A 14,820-nucleotide genomic window follows, 5' to 3' on the forward strand; every position below is an offset into this window, starting at 1 on the left:
TTTCTACGCTCCAATCATTCGCGAAGTCAGTTTGCTGCCAGTTCAATTCGCGTTGGATACAGCTTCCGGGTTGAGGTCTTCGGGGAACCACATTCCGACGCGGGCCAGGGTGCCCCCGTCGGTGGCGCCGATGGTGGCCCCGGAGATGTAGGCCGAGTCGTCGGAAACCAGGAACAGCGCGAGCTTGGCGTTGTCGAGCAGCGACGGGGGGCGCGGCACCTTGAGAGGTATCGGCGAGACGGTGGGATTCCACGGGCCCGCAACCTCTTCGTAGGACTGGCCAACAACCGGCGCACCCGGGGGTAGCAAGAAGTTTGGCGACATGCCATGGGTCGGCGCGATCGCATTGACTCGGATGGCGAAGCGGCCCAGATCCAAACTCAAGGCGCGTACCAAGCCGTTGACGCCGGCCTTGGTTGCGCAGTAGAGCGCGATCTTTGGATAGGCGACCAACGACGCCGCCGACGACGTGGCCAGAATGGTGCCGCCGCCGTTGGCCTTCAGGTGGGGAACCGCGGCCTGAGCCGTATAGATAACACCACTCAAGTTGACACCCAACACGTGCAGCCAATCGGACTCGGTCATGTCCTCGAACTCGATGGCCGGCTCGGTGCCGAGAGCCGCCGCGCCACCGCGCGACACAATCCCCGCGTTGGCCCACGCTATGTCGAGCTTCCCGAAATGGTCGACGGTGCTGGCCACCGCGGCGGTAATTTGGTCCTTCTGGGCAACGTCGGCCGTGATCGCGATGGCGTCACCGCCCTGCTGCTCAACGAGCTTTGCCGACTGCTCTGCCCGGTCGGCGTCGATGTCCACGATTGCGACTCTGGCGCCCTCCGCGCTGAACAGTTGGGCCGCTTGTCTGCCGAGCCCCGAACCCGCTCCGGTGATCACGGCGACCTTGCCTTCGAGTTTCATCGTCCTCCTTCGGGGGCTGTGTCACGGCAGCTAGAGGTTCGGCTCTGCAATCATAAACTTACGACACTAGGTATGAGACGTCAATCAAGAAATGTCAGCTGGTTCGTAAGCCGGCGGGCCGGCCAAGTCTGATATACGGATAAACCCTGGATCGAGGCAGTGCGGTAAGACGGAGACGCGCACCGCCGGCACCTGGTGCGCCGGTCAAGGCGTCGAAACAGTAATCTACGCCAAAAAGGTTTATGCGGTAGCGGAGGTGTGATGGACAGCGACCTCTTCGGGGAGGACCACGAACGGTTTCGCGCGTCGGTGCGCGAATTCGTCGATGAACAAGTGGTCCCGAGGCTGCAGCAGTGGGACGCCGACCGTCTGATCGACCGCGAGACCTGGCGGGCCGCGGGCAAACGGGGCCTCTTGGGATTGGCCGCGCCGCGGGAGTTCGGCGGTGCGGGGGAGCGGGACTACCGCTACCGGGTGGTGATCCAGCAGGAGATCGCCCGGGTCGGCGCGTCGGCCTTGCAGTCGGGCTTCTCCACCAACGACGACATCGTGATGAATTATCTACTGCGCCATGCCGATGAAGACCAGCGTGAGCGGTGGCTTCCCGGGTTTGTGTCCGGCGAGACCATTGGTGCCATCGCGATGACGGAGCCCGGGGCGGGCAGCGACCTGCGCGGCGTCCAGACCAGCGCCAGAAAGGACGGGCGCGCCTGGGTTCTGAACGGCTCCAAGACTTTTATCACCAGCGGCATCCTGTGTGATCTCGTGATCGTGTTCGCCAGGACCGATCCGGGTGTGGGATCCCGAGGCTTCAGTTTGTTCGTGGTCGAAGACGGCACCCCGGGATTCCACCGCGGTCGCAAGCTGGACAAGGTGGGGCTGCACGCGCAAGACACCGCGGAGCAGATGTTCGACGACGTGCGTGTCGGGGAGCGCAACTTGCTCGGCGAGGAGGGGGCAGGACTTGCCTACCTGATGCAGAGTCTGCCGCTAGAGCGCCTGGGGATCGCGATTGCCGCCCAGGCCTCCGCGGAGGCGGTGTTCGACTGGACAATGGGCTATGCCACCCAGCGGCGGACGTCGGGCGAGCGGATCGGCGATTTCCAGGCGCCGGGATTTGTTCTGGCCGAGCTGCGGACGGCTATCGAGGTATCCCGCGCGTACCTGGATCGCTGTGTGCGCGAATACAACCAAGGCACACTGACCGCCGTCGATGCGGCGAAGGCCAAATACTGGGCGACCGAACTGCAGGCCCGGGTGATCGACGCCGGCGTCCGGCTGCACGAAGACTACGGCTACGTGCCCGAATACCCGGTCGCCAAGGCCCTTATCGACGCGCGCGTTCAGCGAATCTACGGCGGCACCAACGAAATCATGCGAGAGATCATTCGCCGGGATCTGATGGCCGGCGGCTGAGCGCCGGTGGCTCGCACGTGCAGCGGCCGCTAGTCCTCGTCGAGCACCAACGCGACCTCCGGGCATGCCGCGACACCCTGGCGGGTGGCCTCCTCGTCGCCGGGGGCGACCGTGTGCTCCTGCAGCGTGGAGTAACCGTCGTCGTCGATCGGGAACAAGTCGGGTTCGAGCGCGTAGCACTGCGCGTGTCCGGCGCACTTACTGCGTTCAAGGCGCACCTTCATCACCCATTCCCTCCGCTTCGTCGATGTGCCACAGCGCTTGCTTGGCGGCACCCAGTTGGCGGGGCCGGCAGAAACCTCATGGCGATAGGTTAACGCGCGTTGACCTTAGAGGCCAGGGTTCAGGATCAGTCGGCGACGGGGTGACGTCGGCGAACGACCTGGATTCCTACCATCGTCATCACCAGGTCGCCGTCCTGATCCGCCATCTCGTAAAGGCAGTGTACGTCGGCCTTTCGTGCGCCCATCCTGACTTCCACGACCTGGAGGGATCCGTTGAGGACCGAACCCGGCCGGACAGGATTCGGCAGTCGCAAACGGTCGAACCCCTTGCCCGCGACCAGGGCGAGCCGGGCCATGAACTTGGGCGACGAGATGCTCGCGAACAACGACAACGTGTGCATCCCGCTGGCGATCACGTCACCAAACGGTGATTCGGTTCCATCGACGTGGATGGGGAGCGGGTCGAATTTCCGTGCGAAGCGGACGATTTCATCCCGAGTTACGCCGACGGGCCCCAGCTCCATCCAGTCTCCTACGGCGAGGTCTTCCGCGTAGAGAATTTGACCGGGTCTCATGGACGCAAGATCCCGGCCCTCATCGCGCGGCAGGCCCATTCGATCAGGCTAATTGGTGCACGGGCGGCGCCGAACGGATTTGAGACATTAAAACTCAAAATGCTAACGTGGCATCCGTGCGCCACTCGGAGACGGGCCTGCGGGCATGACGGAGACTGTCTCCGTGACTGAACACGACTCACCCGCCGATACCGCGCGGCGGCTCGGCGCGCTGGGCGAGCAAGTGCGTGAGCTGACCGGCTCGTGGCTGGCCGCCGGCCGTTACACGCCGCGCAGCGACTGCTGGTTGCGCTCCTTTGATCTCGAGTTCTCCCGCGAGCTTGCGGCGCGGGGGCTCATCGGTATCACGTGGCCGGTGGAATTCGGGGGTGGCGGCCTGGACGCCCGGTCGCGGCTGGTTGTCACCGAGGAACTGCTGCGCGCCGGGGCGCCGGTCGCCGCCCACTGGATCGCCGATCGGCAGATCGGCCCGGCGATTTTGCGTCACGGCAGCCACGAGCTGCAAAAGGAATTACTGCCCGGAATCGTCAAAGCCGAGTACATCTTCTGCCTGGGTATGAGCGAGCCGGAAGCGGGATCGGACCTGGCCGCCGTCCGTACGACGGCGAAGAAGGTCGAGGGAGGCTGGTCGGTCACCGGCCGCAAGATATGGACCAGTGTTGCGCATCGCGCGACGCACGCCTATCTGTTGGCCCGCACCGATTCAACCGGGAAAAAGCACGAAGGCCTGTCGGAATTCGTGGTGGACATGTCCACACCCGGGATCGAGGTTTCCCCGATAGTCGACATGTCGGGGGAGCACCACTTCAACGAGGTCACTTTCACCGACGTCTTCGTTCCGCAGCATCGCCTGCTCGGCGCGGAGGGAAACGGCTGGCGTCAGGTGGTCGAGCAACTGTCGTTCGAACGCGGCGGTCCCGAGCGAGTGTTGAGCACGTACCCGCTGTTGGTCGAAGTTCTCGGTCACCTGCGTCGCACGTCTGATGACCGTCACGATGTGGAACTCGGCGCGCTCGTCGCCCGCCTGGCCACGCTGCGGCGACAATGCTGGGAGATCGCCAGCGCCATGGACGCCGGCCGCGCGCCCGTCGTGGAGGCGGCGAGTCTCAAGTATCTCGGCACGGAGTTCGAGAACGACGTCATCGAATTCGCCCGGCGAGTGGGGCTGCCAACCTCGCGCAACGACCCACTGGCGGAAGCACTCTTGGCCTCACCCGGGTTCACCCTCCGGGGAGGCGCCTCGGACGTATTGCTTTCGATCGTCACGAAAAGCGAGACCAGGCCATGAGTGAATTCGCCCGAGAGTTGACGGATCTCATCAGGAACCTCGCAGCCGACGCCGGCGATCCGGGTTCGGTATGGGGTCAGGTCTGCGAACTGGGCCTCGCCGGAATCGGCATGCCCGAGGACAAAGGTGGTTCGGGCGGGAGCCTGGCCGACCTGGTGGTCGTCGTTCGGGAGTTGGCACGCGCCGGGCTGAGTACCCCGATCGTCGAGGCGTCGACGACTGCGTACGCCGTTGACGCCGCGGCGGCCGGTGAAAGTTTCGACACCATCGTCATCGCTCCTGAGCTGGACGTCTCGTCAAATCCCGTCACCGCCAACTTGACTCAAGTGCCGTTCGCCGAACGCGCCGGCAGGCTGGTGATCGCGACTGCATGCTCGGTCGTGACCGTACCGCTGTCGGGGGAGTCGGTCAGCGTCGAACCCGGCCATGACATCGCCGGATTGCCCCATGCACGGGTAAGCCTTACCGGCACCTCCATCACGTCCGTACCGGGCGGTCCCGGCGCTGCGCAGGTGATCGACCGGCTGTCCCTTACCCGGGCGGCCGCATTGCTCGGTACCGCCTGGGGGGCGTACGAGCTCACTCGCAAGTACGTCATGGAGCGCGAGCAGTTCGGCGCCCCGTTGGTGAAGATTCCCGCGGTGTCGAGCGCGTTGGCGCAAATGGCGGTGCGGACCCGGTTCGCCCAGTCGGCGCTCGATAGGGCGACGGCGGCGTGCGCGGATGCCCACGCGTCCGAGCTACAACGGTTCGGGGCGGCGTCGGCTGCCCGCATCAGCGCGGCTACCGCGGCGACTCTGGTGGCACGGACCTCGCACCAGCTGCACGGGGCGGTCGGCATCACCGCCGAGTACGACTTGCACCGCTACACCAGCAAGTTGTGGGCGCTGCGAGACGCCGACCAGTCGGAATTCGCCTACTGCCGACGGCTCGGGGCCCGGGTGCGAGACGAAGGCGAAATTGGGCTGTGGGAAAGCATCTCGGCTTAGCCGACGGCGGCACCGGCGAAACTTCAGGAGGTAGACAAATGACCGACACCGTCCTGGTCGACACCGCGGATCGAGTCATGGTGATCACGATCAACCGTCCGCAAGCCAAGAACGCGATTGACAGCTCGGTTGCCACCGGCATCGCCGCGGCCATCGACGACTTGGAATCCCGCGACGACCTCACGGCGGCGATCCTGACCGGTGCCGACGGAACATTCTGTGCCGGAATGGATCTCAAGGCGTATCTGCGTGGCGAGTCACCGTCGATCCCGGGCCGCGGCTTTGCCGGCCTCACGGAAAGTCCGCCGACCAAGCCTTTGATTGCGGCGGTGGAGGGCTGGGCGCTGGCCGGTGGTTGCGAACTGGCCCTGAGTGCGGACATCGTGGTGGCGAGCACCTCCGCCAGATTCGGGTTGCCGGAAGTCAAACGAGGGCTGGTGGCCGCCGCCGGCGGGCTGCTCAGGCTGCCGAAGGCGCTGCCGTACTCGCTGGCGATGTTGACCGCGTTGACGGGCGAACCGATCAGCGCCGAAGACGCGGAGCGCCACGGACTCGTCGCCGTGCTCGCCGAACCCGGCCAAGCGTTGGCAGCGGCCCGCAACATTGCGGCGAAAATCGCCGCGAACGGGCCGCTGGCGGTCAAGGCGACAAAGAAGATTCTTGCGCACCAAAGCAATTGGGCCGATCTTCCGGCGTTTGAATGGCAACGCGAGATCACCGGTCGAGTGCGGGAATCGGCCGACGCCAAGGAAGGCGCGCTGGCCTTCGCGGAGAAACGCGCACCCCGATGGCAGGGCAGGTAGCGATCCGCTATCCGCCGTTGAGGTCGGCACCCGGCTGATTGCTACCCGGTGGTGTGGCTCCCGGTTGACCGATCCCCGGCTGGCTGGCTGGTCCATGTCCGCTGGTCCAGGCGTCGGGATCTTGGCTGAGATCGATGTCGTGGTCGAGGTCGGGCATCATCGGGAACATGCGGCAGAGGAACGGAACACTCGAGTGGCAGGGATCGAAGCCCGGGTCGGCACCGGCCGGTGCGGCAACACACAGGCCGGTCGTCACGGCGCCCAGCGCGATGATCGCGGCCCTCGTCAAGGCGGACATGAAGGCTCCCTCCCCAGTCGGCAGCGCTGCGAGGCCAAGCCAGTATATTGAGACGCCAAATCTCACACAAGGGTCGGGTAGGCCCTAAGCCCTAGGTGCGGCTGGTTTCGCGGCTCAGCTTTTCGTGGTCGCCGGTGGTACCGGCACCGAGTTCTTCGTCGGCCTCGGAGTTGATGGCCTTGATGAGGCAGACTGCGTTGACGACGAATAGCGCGGTGAACACCGTGGCCGGGATCCAGAAGACGAACAGGCCATTCCACGCGAACGGGCCGGATTTGAAGAACGGGAGGATGATCGCGGGCGTGAACATCGCTTCGGCCCAGATGTTGAAATAGGCCAGCCAGCGGGGGAACAGCGGCTGTGGTCTCGGGTCCGACAGGATCGCGAAGGCAAACGCGAAGTACTGGGCCATGAACGGTATCCAGGGCATTACCAGCATGATCCAGCTCATGTCGTTGAGCAGGAGGGTCGCGTCGGGTGAGCGGTCGGGACGAAACGCGGTGATGGCGAACATCAGGGCCGGCACCAAGAACGTCAGGCAGGCGAACGCCCCTCCGGCCAGCTGCGCGTTCATGACGGTGGGATGCACGCCGGGGATGCGCCGCATCTGCCCGGAGATGACCGCGGTCCACCACACGTAGAACCCCGAGCTGAGGAAGATCAGCCCGGCTCCCAACCGGATTCCCGCGGTGTGGGCCTGGTAATGCGCCGCGACTTGCGCCGCCGACATGCCCGGGGACAGCGGTGGCAGAAAACCAGCGGCGACAAATCCGCCGAAGAACAGCAGCACGCAAATGATGCCGCTGTACGCGCAAATCCGCTGGAACGTCGCCTGGGCGTTCATGTCACTGGCCTCGATTCCCGATGAAGCTGGTGGTGATCCCGGTGGGAGCCGGCAGGTCAAGGAGCTTCGCGACGAGCTGGCTGGCCGGATTGCTTTGCGCCATAGGGGAGTCCAGGGGCAGCAGTCCCGCCCCGATCATCATGTGCGCGGCGCGGACCATCAGGATCGCGAGCTTGGTGCCCGCCAAGACCTCGTAGTAGTCGAGGTCGCGCAGCGTGTTACCGGTGGCCTGCTGGTAGTAGTCGATCGTTTCGCCGCGGTCCGGGATGCCGGCCGGCAACGGAAGCCCGACGCCCTCGGTGTGGTGGCGCGCCAAGAACAGCCACCAGCCGAGGTCTTGTTCGGGGGTGGCCAGTTCCACCATCTCCCAGTCGAGCACACCCACCGGCGAAAGCTCGTCGGAGAAGATCATGTTGCCCACCCGCGCATCTCCCCAATTGAGAACCTTGGGTTGATCGCGGCCCGGCCGGTGCTCGTTCAACCAGCGCAACGCCGCCTCGATCGTCGGGTTCGGCTCGCCTTCGGCCGCCCATTCGAAAATGCCTCGCCATTGAGCCAGCCCCGCGTCGAGGCCGCTGTGGTTCGCGGGTGTATCGAGGAAGTCCAGCCCGAGGGCGCGCCAGTCGACGCTATGGATCTGTGCCAGGACGTCGATGCTGTTGTGCCACATCTGACGTCGCTGATCAGGCGTCAGGTCCAACACCCACCCGGCCGCGGTGAACGGGGGGTCGTCGGCGGGGATGCGACCGTCGATCCGCTGCATCACCAGAAACGGCGCACCGAAGACGGACGGGTCGTCTTCGAAGTAGTACACGCGGGGCACCGGGACCGGTGAGTGATCGGCGAGCGCCCGGATGACGGCGGCCTCCTTGGCCAGGTCGTACTCCTGAAAGACGCCGGGCCCGTCGGGTTGTACGCGTGCGACCATGCCCTGGGTCTGCTCCCCGTCGGCGTCGCGCCAGTTCGCCGTGAACAGAACCGTCTCGTTGGAGAGTCCCCCCGCACCGGGCACGGACACGTCGGTTACGGTGATGTCCTGCGTGTCAGGCTTTTTCGTCGCAAGCCAGTCGGCGAGCCGCTTGGCGGCCAGCTCGGTGTCGATGATGTTCTTCAGGGCCATCGTTTGCTCCTATTTGCGTCTTTTTCCGTTAGTGTGAGGCCGCCAGCGCGCGGCGTTTCATCATCCGTTGGTATTGGTCGAACCACAGTTCCTGATACGTCGCGTGAGTCGTGCGGCCCTGTTCGTCGGTCCAGCGGTACACGCTGTCGTGAAACGAGGTGTTGGGCCAGGCCGGCAGCGACGCGCATGCGATCGCCTCGCCCTGGAACCGGTACACCTCGCCGGTTTCGTCTTCGGCGGTGATCTCCTGGCGGATCGGCAGGTGAATGCGCGGGTGATATTCAAAGACGTTGCGGCGCACCCACTTGATCGAGCGGGTCTCGTCGCCGCGCTGGATCCAGGCGAAGTGATGCGATGGGCGGTCGCCGACGTTGTACAGCCCGGCCCAGGCCGGGTCGGTGTCCAGCGGTTCGAAACTGATCTGGTTGAAGATGAGGTCGGGTCCGAAGTACATCGGTGACCAGCCGACGGGCGGAACCGGGACCGCGCCGCGGCGTTCCACCCGGATCTGGCGCCAGGAGCGGTCCCGCGGGGCATAGCAGTCGACGGGGTGGGTCGTGCCGTCGAGCACCAATTCGCCGGTCATGCGCATGAATTGCTCGCTGCCGCCCGGTTCGCGGGCCACGTCGTGGTGGTTTTCCTCGCCCGGCATGACATGCCCCCGGGCCAGTAGGGGGGTCACGGCCTCGGCGATGACGTCCACGGCGCAGGCCCCGTCGCTGCTGCGGTAGGTGATGTGCGCGGTGTGGCCCGGCTCGACGAAGTCGATCTTCAAGCCGTTGTCGGTGGTGATCGTGCTGCCCTCGACGCGCGGCCAGGGCATCGTGACCTCGTAGTCGAGAAAGGCCATGTCCGTGTATTCGACGTTGTCGGTGCCCTGGAAGATGCAGACACCGCCCTGCGACAGTGGGAATGCCGGTTGGTAGCGCACGTAGAGGAAGGCGCCGATCGCCGCCTCGGGAACGGAGAAACCGAAGTAGTGGGTGTGGATCAGGTGCGGATCCCACTGTTCCCCGGCCGCCGGCAGCGGCAACAGCAGGTCGGTGTCACCGGAATGCGTGGCGAGTGACATGTCCGCTCCTAAGCCGTGACGGGGTCGGGGGCCGCCAACCGCGAGGGTGATGCCGTGATCGCTTTGAGCTTCTGCCACAACGTCTCCGACTCCGGGTGCGCCAACTCGCCGCGTCCGACGACGGACAACCCGATGATCCACACCGAGAACAGCGCCAGCCCGAGGGTGACGAAGGACGCCAGGTAGGTCCAGACGTAGGAGACATCCGCCTGGTTGAGCGCCGCCCACATCGGCCAGGCGGTGGCGCCGTTGGCGATGCCGTCGGCCATCGGGATGCACGCGATCACCGCGGGCAGCTTCCACGCCGTGTCGAGGTGCGGGCGAATGTGGAAGATCAAGGCGCCGGCCACCATTGGCATCACCGGGTTGACGAATCCCCACCACAACGGAAATCCCCAGATGTTGAACGGCTGATGACCGTAGTACAGGTAGGTGCCCGCCAGGATGCCCGGGCTTTCAAGGAAGATATCGACGAGAAAGTCCGTCGCCCACAGTAGGAACAGATCCCGCATCGTGACGCCGCGCTTGAACAACTTGTAGGCCAGGTAACCCAGCCCGCCGACGTACCACGGGTAGACGAAACAGATGTAGAGCGGCATCGTGCGATCGAGGATCGTGAATGTGCCCAACGCATTTCGCTCCTTCAGAAACACCAGGCCGAGTACGTCGACGACCGGTTCGAAGCTGCACGCCAACGCCCCGCCGAGGATGCAGTACAGCAGCAGCGGCCCCTGCCCCTTGAGCAGCTTGCGCAGCGCCAACGCCAGCGCGATGCCCAGTGGAATGAAGATGAAGACGTTGAAGATCGTCTCCGCGGTCTTGGGCATCTCCGCGTCGACCGGCGGCTGCGGGATCGTCGCCGCCAAAATCGTCGTAATCATCGTCGCCCCCTATTTGTGAGCCAGTTCACCTCGGCAGGGCTAAGCTAGCATCCGATGAATATACTTTCAAGAGTGAAAATTGATTCATCCGGTAAGAATCCGGATGTGACGTCCGAAACCGAGGGCAGGGCGACGACGCGCACCGAACGTCAGCGGTTGCGCACTAGAAGGCTGCTGCTGGACGCGGGCCGGACGCTCATCGCCGCCAAAGGGGTGGCCGGTCTGCGCATCCAGGACATCACCGAAGAAGCCGATGTGGCGCTGGGATCCTTTTACAACTACTTCCAGTCCAAAGAGGAGCTCCTTGAGGCGGTCATCACCGAAAGCCTCTCGGACCTAACGTCGGCGATCATCACCAACGTCGATGACGACACCGACCCGGCCGAGGTCGTGGCGGTGGCCAACCTCCAGGTCATCCAGCTCGCCTACGACGAACCCGACTTCGCCCGCCTGATCGTCAACATCGGCCACTCCGAGGCGCTGTTCGGCGACGCGGTGCACCCGTACGCGCGCATCGCCGTCGAACGTGGAATCGAAAGCGGGCGCTTCGTCGTCGGCGATATCGAGGTCCTGCTCACCGCCGTGATCGGCGGCGCGTTCGCGCTGATCCGAGAAATCCTCGACGGTCGCCACGGGGCGCACGCCCACGAGGCTTTCGCCCGGCACGTGCTGGCGTCACTCGGGCTGCCGCCGAACGAGGCCGAAGCCATCGTTCGCGCGGCGGTCGATCGAGGCCAGGCGCAGAAAACCAACTAGTCATCGCGCTTTCTGATCGCGAATCGCCGTCTGGGCGGCCAACTTTCCCGGAAGTGCGCACACGCCGCCGACGGGGTGCGTGCCGGCGCCGCTGAGATACAGCCCCTTGACCGGTGTCCGGTACCCCGCCAGCCCGGCCGCCGGCTTGAGGGGCCCGAACCGTGAGATCAGCGGGTCGACGTGGTACACGTTGCCCGCCGGAGCGTTGAACCGCGCCTCGAGGTCGGGCCCACCTAGGACTGCACGACCGATCTCGAGTCGGTCGAGTCCCTCGTAATACTGTGCGGAATCACGCAATACGGCGTCCCCGATCTTGTCCCGCACGTCTTCCCACGGCTCCTCCGGTGTCACGGGAATGACCCCTGACCACAGCCACAGATTGTCGTGCCCCTCGGGGGCCTGGGTGGGATCGACCGCGGTGGGGATGATGGCGCAACTCACCGGCACCGGGTCGGGCCACTGGCCGCGAACCAGGGCGTTCCAGCCGGCGTCCTGTTCTTCCAGGGTGTGCCAGGCGATGAGGTACTTGCGCAGGTCCAGACCGTCTCCGCGCCAGTTCTCGTGCTTCTTCATCGTCACGCGGCCCTCGAGGGCGACGTTGATCTTGAGCGACGTGGCGTGTGTCTTGCGAATCGGAATGTCCTTGGCGCGCACCGACAGTTTGGTGCTCAAGGTGCCCGGCGGCAGCAGTTCGTTGAGCGTCACGACGGGGTTGCAGGTGGTCAGGACGCCGTTGCGGGACCTGACGAGTTGGCCGGACTCGAGTAGCACTCCCGTCACACGGTCGTTGGACACGACGATCTGCTGCACCCGGCTGTCGGTATGCACGGTGCCGCCGAGAGCCGTGAGACAGCGATGCAGGGCGGCCGGCAGCGCGCCGGTACCGCCGACCGGCATTGCGTTCGAAACCTTCTGTACGACACCGAGATAGATCATGGCCCAGGCGGTCACGTCCAGACGCATCTGCGAGAACGCGGCCATGGCCGCCAGAGCGCCCTTGGGCAACTCGGTCTCGAAGGTCTCCTCGAGAAACTCGGTGTGCGACGCGGTCACCATGTGCCGCAGGGCCCATACGTCCTTGAGGTGACGGGTGGCCCCCAGCAGCGAGCCCGCCATCTCGCGATTGAACGGCCGCAACGGATGCGATTTCATGTAGGCAACGACCACGTCCATGATCGGAGCCAGCGAATTGGCGAGGTCCAGCCAAGCCCGAGCGTCCTTCGGCGAGAACCGTCGCAGTTCGTCGGCGGTGCGACTGGCGTCCTTCCAAATCGCCAGGGAGCTTCCGTCCGGAGACAACTGGATGTGCGCGGGGTCCACCGAGATCTGCTGCAGCCCATACTTGTGCAGCTCGAGGTCCTCGGCGACCCCGGAAAGCCGAAAGATTCCGGTCAGTTGGATCGCGCCCTCGTTGAAGTAGTGGCCTGCCGCGCTCGACAGGGTGGCGTTGGTGGAGGTCATCCCGCCCACGGTCGGCGATGCCTCCAGGACGGCGACGCGAAATCCGGCGCGGGCCAAGTAACACGCGGCGGTCAGGCCGTTGTGCCCGGCCCCGATGATCACGAAGTCGACTTCGGCGGGTAGAGCGGAGTTCGTCATATTTGCGATCCTGATCGAACTCGATATCAAAATCAAGATTGAGAAAGAGATCGAGTGCGATACTGCTGTCGTGACGATGTCAACCGCCCCGATGGGACGTCGCGATCGCCGTAAGGCCGAAGCCCGCCAACGTCTGTTGAACGCCGCCCAGCGGCTGATCGCCGAGAACGGGGTGTCCGACCTTCGAATCGGCGATGTCACCGATCTCGCCGACCTCGGCTTCGGCACCTTTTACACCTATTTCCCGTCGAAGGACGCGCTCATCGAGGCGGTCGTGGCCCAGGTACTCGCCGGCCTCGCGGGCCGGATAGGAGCGGATGCGCTCGAGTTCACCGACCCCGCCGAGGCCGCGTCGGTGTCCTACCGGCGTTTCCTACGGTTCAGCCGGGACGAACCCGAGCTGGCGCGGGTCCTCGTCGAACTCGATCGTGCCAATTCGACTTTCGAGGATGCGGTGACACCCTGGGCCATGGAAACCCTGTCGCGCGGCAGGAAATCGGGGCGATTTACTCTCGACGATCTGGACCTGGCCCTTACCTCGATCGTTGGGGCCGCGCTGGCCGCTATCCGGGCGATCCTGGCCGGCCGGCTTCCACCGGGCCCGAAGACCGAGTCGCGAGGCGCGGAGATGATGTTGCGCGGCTTCGGCCTCGATGCGGCCTCCGCGCGGGAGATCGCCCGCCGCCCATTGCCGTAGCTGCGCCGGTATCGAGCTCCGGGGTGCATCGTCGCTGCGAACGATCGGTCTTGACCAGGTGCAGTTGAGCGCTATCGTCGTTGGAGTAAAAAGCAACCCACTCGAGTGGGTGTCAGACATCAAGTAAGTGCGCGTTAACACTGCAGAAGGAAACGTTGCCGCCATGGTCGAGATCCGAGACTTTCGTGTAGAAATTTCCGACGCCGATATCGCCGACCTGCGCGCGCGCATATCGCGGACCCGGTGGCCGGACGCCGAAACGGTGTCCGACTGGTCCCAAGGCATCCCGTCGGCGTATGTGCGCGAGTTGGCGCGGTATTGGGCAGAAGACTACGACATGTACCGTATCGCCAACCGGCTCAACGCGTATCCGCAATTTCACGCGACCGTCGGTGATCTGGGCATCCACTTCCTGCATGTGTCCTCTCCACATCGCGAAGCCCGGCCATTGATCTTGACCCATGGTTGGCCGGGCTCGGTGGTCGAGTTTCTCGACGTGATAGGTCCGCTGACCGACCCGGAGCGCTTTGGGGGGCACGCCGGCGACGCGTTTCACGTGGTCATTCCGTCCCTGCCGGGATATGGATTCAGTGACAAGCCATCGGCCCCCGGGGTGGGCATCGAGCGGATCGCGGAGTCGTGGAACGAACTCATGGTCGGCCTGGGGTATGGCAATTACTATGCGCAGGGCGGTGATTGGGGCGCGTTCGTGACCACGGCGCTGGCTACCAAGCCGCCCGCCGGGCTGCTCGGGATCCACGTCAACATGGCGTTGGCCTCACCGGAGGCCCTGGCCGGACTCGGGGACCTGACGCCCGATGAGCAAGCCGTAGGCGGGCTGCCGGCCTACATGGAGCAGGAGGGCGCCTACGCGATGCAACAGGCGACCAGGCCACAGACGCTGGGCTACGGGCTGGCCGACTCGCCGGTGGGTCAACTCGCCTGGATCACCGAGAAGTTCTACGCCTGGACCGACTGTGACGGGCACCCGGAAAACGCGGTGTCGCGCGACGTGATCCTGGACAACGTGATGGTGTACTGGTTGACCAACACCGCCGCCTCCTCGGCGCGCTTGTACTGGGAGAGCTTCTCGATGATCAGCTCATTCGACGAGGTTGCGACGCCGTCGGCCTATACCGCGTTCCCCAAGGAAATCATCAGCGTCAGCGAACGGTGGCTTCGCACCAGGTTTACCGACCTGCGCTACTACCACTCCGTCGACAAAGGCGGCCACTTCGCGGCTTTGGAGCAGCCCGAGGTCTTCGTCGACGAGGTCCGCGCCGGCATCCGGGCGCTCCCCTAGCTGGCCGCCATGCGGTTGGTGGTGTCGGCCGAGGACA

16 protein-coding genes are annotated in these 14,820 nt (G+C 65.0%); 7 read left to right on the plus strand and 9 right to left on the minus strand.

Annotated elements, in window-relative coordinates:
- Positions 1 to 42 precede the first annotated feature (42 nt).
- Complete coding sequence (locus tag AC5Y7V_RS23415; RefSeq protein WP_499882417.1) at positions 43 to 918, minus strand: SDR family NAD(P)-dependent oxidoreductase; 876 nt, start codon at positions 916 to 918, stop codon at positions 43 to 45.
- Between the two features lie 261 nt (positions 919 to 1,179).
- Between AC5Y7V_RS23415 and AC5Y7V_RS23420 the strand changes: the two genes are divergently transcribed.
- Positions 1,180 to 2,334 (plus strand): acyl-CoA dehydrogenase family protein, encoded by a 1,155-nt coding sequence (locus AC5Y7V_RS23420; protein ID WP_499882418.1) that lies wholly within the window; start codon positions 1,180 to 1,182, stop codon positions 2,332 to 2,334.
- Between the two features lie 29 nt (positions 2,335 to 2,363).
- On the opposite strand, the gene AC5Y7V_RS23425 is transcribed toward AC5Y7V_RS23420, so the two are convergent.
- Together AC5Y7V_RS23425 and AC5Y7V_RS23430 are read right to left on the minus strand one after the other, a co-directional pair.
- Positions 2,364 to 2,558, minus strand: a complete 195-nt coding sequence (locus AC5Y7V_RS23425; protein ID WP_499882419.1) for a ferredoxin — start codon at positions 2,556 to 2,558, stop codon at positions 2,364 to 2,366.
- Between the two features lie 125 nt (positions 2,559 to 2,683).
- Complete coding sequence (locus AC5Y7V_RS23430) at positions 2,684 to 3,172, minus strand: MaoC/PaaZ C-terminal domain-containing protein (RefSeq protein ID WP_499882420.1); 489 nt, start codon at positions 3,170 to 3,172, stop codon at positions 2,684 to 2,686.
- 124 nt (positions 3,173 to 3,296) lie between these two features.
- Between AC5Y7V_RS23430 and AC5Y7V_RS23435 the strand changes: the two genes are divergently transcribed.
- From AC5Y7V_RS23435 to AC5Y7V_RS23445, 3 genes are read left to right on the plus strand one after another with little or no spacing between them, the layout of a single operon-like run.
- Positions 3,297 to 4,421, plus strand: a complete 1,125-nt coding sequence (locus AC5Y7V_RS23435; protein ID WP_499882421.1) for an acyl-CoA dehydrogenase family protein — start codon at positions 3,297 to 3,299, stop codon at positions 4,419 to 4,421.
- Positions 4,418 to 5,410, plus strand: coding sequence for an acyl-CoA dehydrogenase family protein (locus AC5Y7V_RS23440; protein ID WP_499882422.1), 993 nt, complete (start codon positions 4,418 to 4,420; stop codon positions 5,408 to 5,410). The genes AC5Y7V_RS23435 and AC5Y7V_RS23440 overlap by 4 nt, the downstream gene beginning before the upstream one ends.
- A gap of 38 nt (positions 5,411 to 5,448) precedes the next feature.
- On the plus strand, positions 5,449 to 6,213 hold the full coding sequence (locus tag AC5Y7V_RS23445; RefSeq protein ID WP_499882423.1) for a crotonase/enoyl-CoA hydratase family protein: 765 nt from the start codon (positions 5,449 to 5,451) through the stop codon (positions 6,211 to 6,213).
- 7 nt (positions 6,214 to 6,220) lie between these two features.
- Here the strand turns inward: AC5Y7V_RS23445 and AC5Y7V_RS23450 are convergent, their stop codons facing one another.
- From AC5Y7V_RS23450 to AC5Y7V_RS23470, 5 genes are all read right to left on the minus strand, one after another.
- Positions 6,221 to 6,511 carry a hypothetical protein gene (locus AC5Y7V_RS23450; protein WP_499882424.1) on the minus strand — a complete coding sequence of 97 codons (291 nt, stop codon included), beginning with the start codon at positions 6,509 to 6,511 and terminating at the stop codon, positions 6,221 to 6,223.
- 91 nt (positions 6,512 to 6,602) lie between these two features.
- Complete coding sequence (locus AC5Y7V_RS23455) at positions 6,603 to 7,355, minus strand: hypothetical protein (RefSeq protein ID WP_499882425.1); 753 nt, start codon at positions 7,353 to 7,355, stop codon at positions 6,603 to 6,605.
- Between the two features lies 1 nt (position 7,356).
- Positions 7,357 to 8,475 carry a phosphotransferase family protein gene (locus AC5Y7V_RS23460; protein ID WP_499882426.1) on the minus strand — a complete coding sequence of 373 codons (1,119 nt, stop codon included), beginning with the start codon at positions 8,473 to 8,475 and terminating at the stop codon, positions 7,357 to 7,359.
- A gap of 28 nt (positions 8,476 to 8,503) precedes the next feature.
- Complete coding sequence (locus tag AC5Y7V_RS23465; RefSeq protein WP_499882427.1) at positions 8,504 to 9,547, minus strand: DUF7064 domain-containing protein; 1,044 nt, start codon at positions 9,545 to 9,547, stop codon at positions 8,504 to 8,506.
- An 8-nt stretch (positions 9,548 to 9,555) separates the two neighbouring features.
- Positions 9,556 to 10,428 (minus strand): hypothetical protein, encoded by an 873-nt coding sequence (locus tag AC5Y7V_RS23470; protein ID WP_499882428.1) that lies wholly within the window; start codon positions 10,426 to 10,428, stop codon positions 9,556 to 9,558.
- Between the two features lie 105 nt (positions 10,429 to 10,533).
- Between AC5Y7V_RS23470 and AC5Y7V_RS23475 the strand changes: the two genes are divergently transcribed.
- Positions 10,534 to 11,184, plus strand: a complete 651-nt coding sequence (locus AC5Y7V_RS23475; RefSeq protein WP_499882429.1) for a TetR/AcrR family transcriptional regulator — start codon at positions 10,534 to 10,536, stop codon at positions 11,182 to 11,184.
- Here AC5Y7V_RS23475 and AC5Y7V_RS23480 read toward each other — a convergent pair whose 3' ends face one another.
- Positions 11,185 to 12,783 carry a phytoene desaturase family protein gene (locus tag AC5Y7V_RS23480; protein WP_499882430.1) on the minus strand — a complete coding sequence of 533 codons (1,599 nt, stop codon included), beginning with the start codon at positions 12,781 to 12,783 and terminating at the stop codon, positions 11,185 to 11,187. It lies immediately after the preceding gene.
- Here AC5Y7V_RS23480 and AC5Y7V_RS23485 point away from each other — a divergent pair.
- Positions 12,740 to 13,480 carry a TetR/AcrR family transcriptional regulator gene (locus tag AC5Y7V_RS23485; RefSeq protein WP_499882431.1) on the plus strand — a complete coding sequence of 247 codons (741 nt, stop codon included), beginning with the start codon at positions 12,740 to 12,742 and terminating at the stop codon, positions 13,478 to 13,480. The two genes, AC5Y7V_RS23480 and AC5Y7V_RS23485, sit on opposite strands and share 44 nt — an antisense overlap.
- A gap of 163 nt (positions 13,481 to 13,643) precedes the next feature.
- Positions 13,644 to 14,783 carry an epoxide hydrolase family protein gene (locus AC5Y7V_RS23490; RefSeq protein ID WP_499882432.1) on the plus strand — a complete coding sequence of 380 codons (1,140 nt, stop codon included), beginning with the start codon at positions 13,644 to 13,646 and terminating at the stop codon, positions 14,781 to 14,783.
- Positions 14,784 to 14,820: the final 37 nt, after the last annotated feature.

Source organism: Mycobacterium sp. NGS34 (genome assembly GCF_059812845.1).

Bases quoted from the DNA above. Each gene is read 5' to 3' on its own strand.
- AC5Y7V_RS23415 (WP_499882417.1), bottom strand. From the start codon at position 918: ATGAAACTCGAAGGCAAGGTCGCCGTGATCACCGGAGCGGGTTCGGGG.
- AC5Y7V_RS23490 (WP_499882432.1), top strand. From the start codon at position 13,644: ATGGTCGAGATCCGAGACTTTCGTGTAGAAATTTCCGACGCCGATATC.
- AC5Y7V_RS23465 (WP_499882427.1), bottom strand. From the start codon at position 9,547: ATGTCACTCGCCACGCATTCCGGTGACACCGACCTGCTGTTGCCGCTG.
- AC5Y7V_RS23455 (WP_499882425.1), bottom strand. From the start codon at position 7,355: ATGAACGCCCAGGCGACGTTCCAGCGGATTTGCGCGTACAGCGGCATC.
- AC5Y7V_RS23460 (WP_499882426.1), bottom strand. From the start codon at position 8,475: ATGGCCCTGAAGAACATCATCGACACCGAGCTGGCCGCCAAGCGGCTC.
- AC5Y7V_RS23470 (WP_499882428.1), bottom strand. From the start codon at position 10,428: ATGATTACGACGATTTTGGCGGCGACGATCCCGCAGCCGCCGGTCGAC.
- AC5Y7V_RS23440 (WP_499882422.1), top strand. From the start codon at position 4,418: ATGAGTGAATTCGCCCGAGAGTTGACGGATCTCATCAGGAACCTCGCA.
- AC5Y7V_RS23425 (WP_499882419.1), bottom strand. From the start codon at position 2,558: ATGAAGGTGCGCCTTGAACGCAGTAAGTGCGCCGGACACGCGCAGTGC.
- AC5Y7V_RS23445 (WP_499882423.1), top strand. From the start codon at position 5,449: ATGACCGACACCGTCCTGGTCGACACCGCGGATCGAGTCATGGTGATC.
- AC5Y7V_RS23420 (WP_499882418.1), top strand. From the start codon at position 1,180: ATGGACAGCGACCTCTTCGGGGAGGACCACGAACGGTTTCGCGCGTCG.
- AC5Y7V_RS23485 (WP_499882431.1), top strand. From the start codon at position 12,740: ATGATCACGAAGTCGACTTCGGCGGGTAGAGCGGAGTTCGTCATATTT.
- AC5Y7V_RS23450 (WP_499882424.1), bottom strand. From the start codon at position 6,511: ATGTCCGCCTTGACGAGGGCCGCGATCATCGCGCTGGGCGCCGTGACG.
- AC5Y7V_RS23430 (WP_499882420.1), bottom strand. From the start codon at position 3,172: ATGGGCCTGCCGCGCGATGAGGGCCGGGATCTTGCGTCCATGAGACCC.
- AC5Y7V_RS23480 (WP_499882430.1), bottom strand. From the start codon at position 12,783: ATGACGAACTCCGCTCTACCCGCCGAAGTCGACTTCGTGATCATCGGG.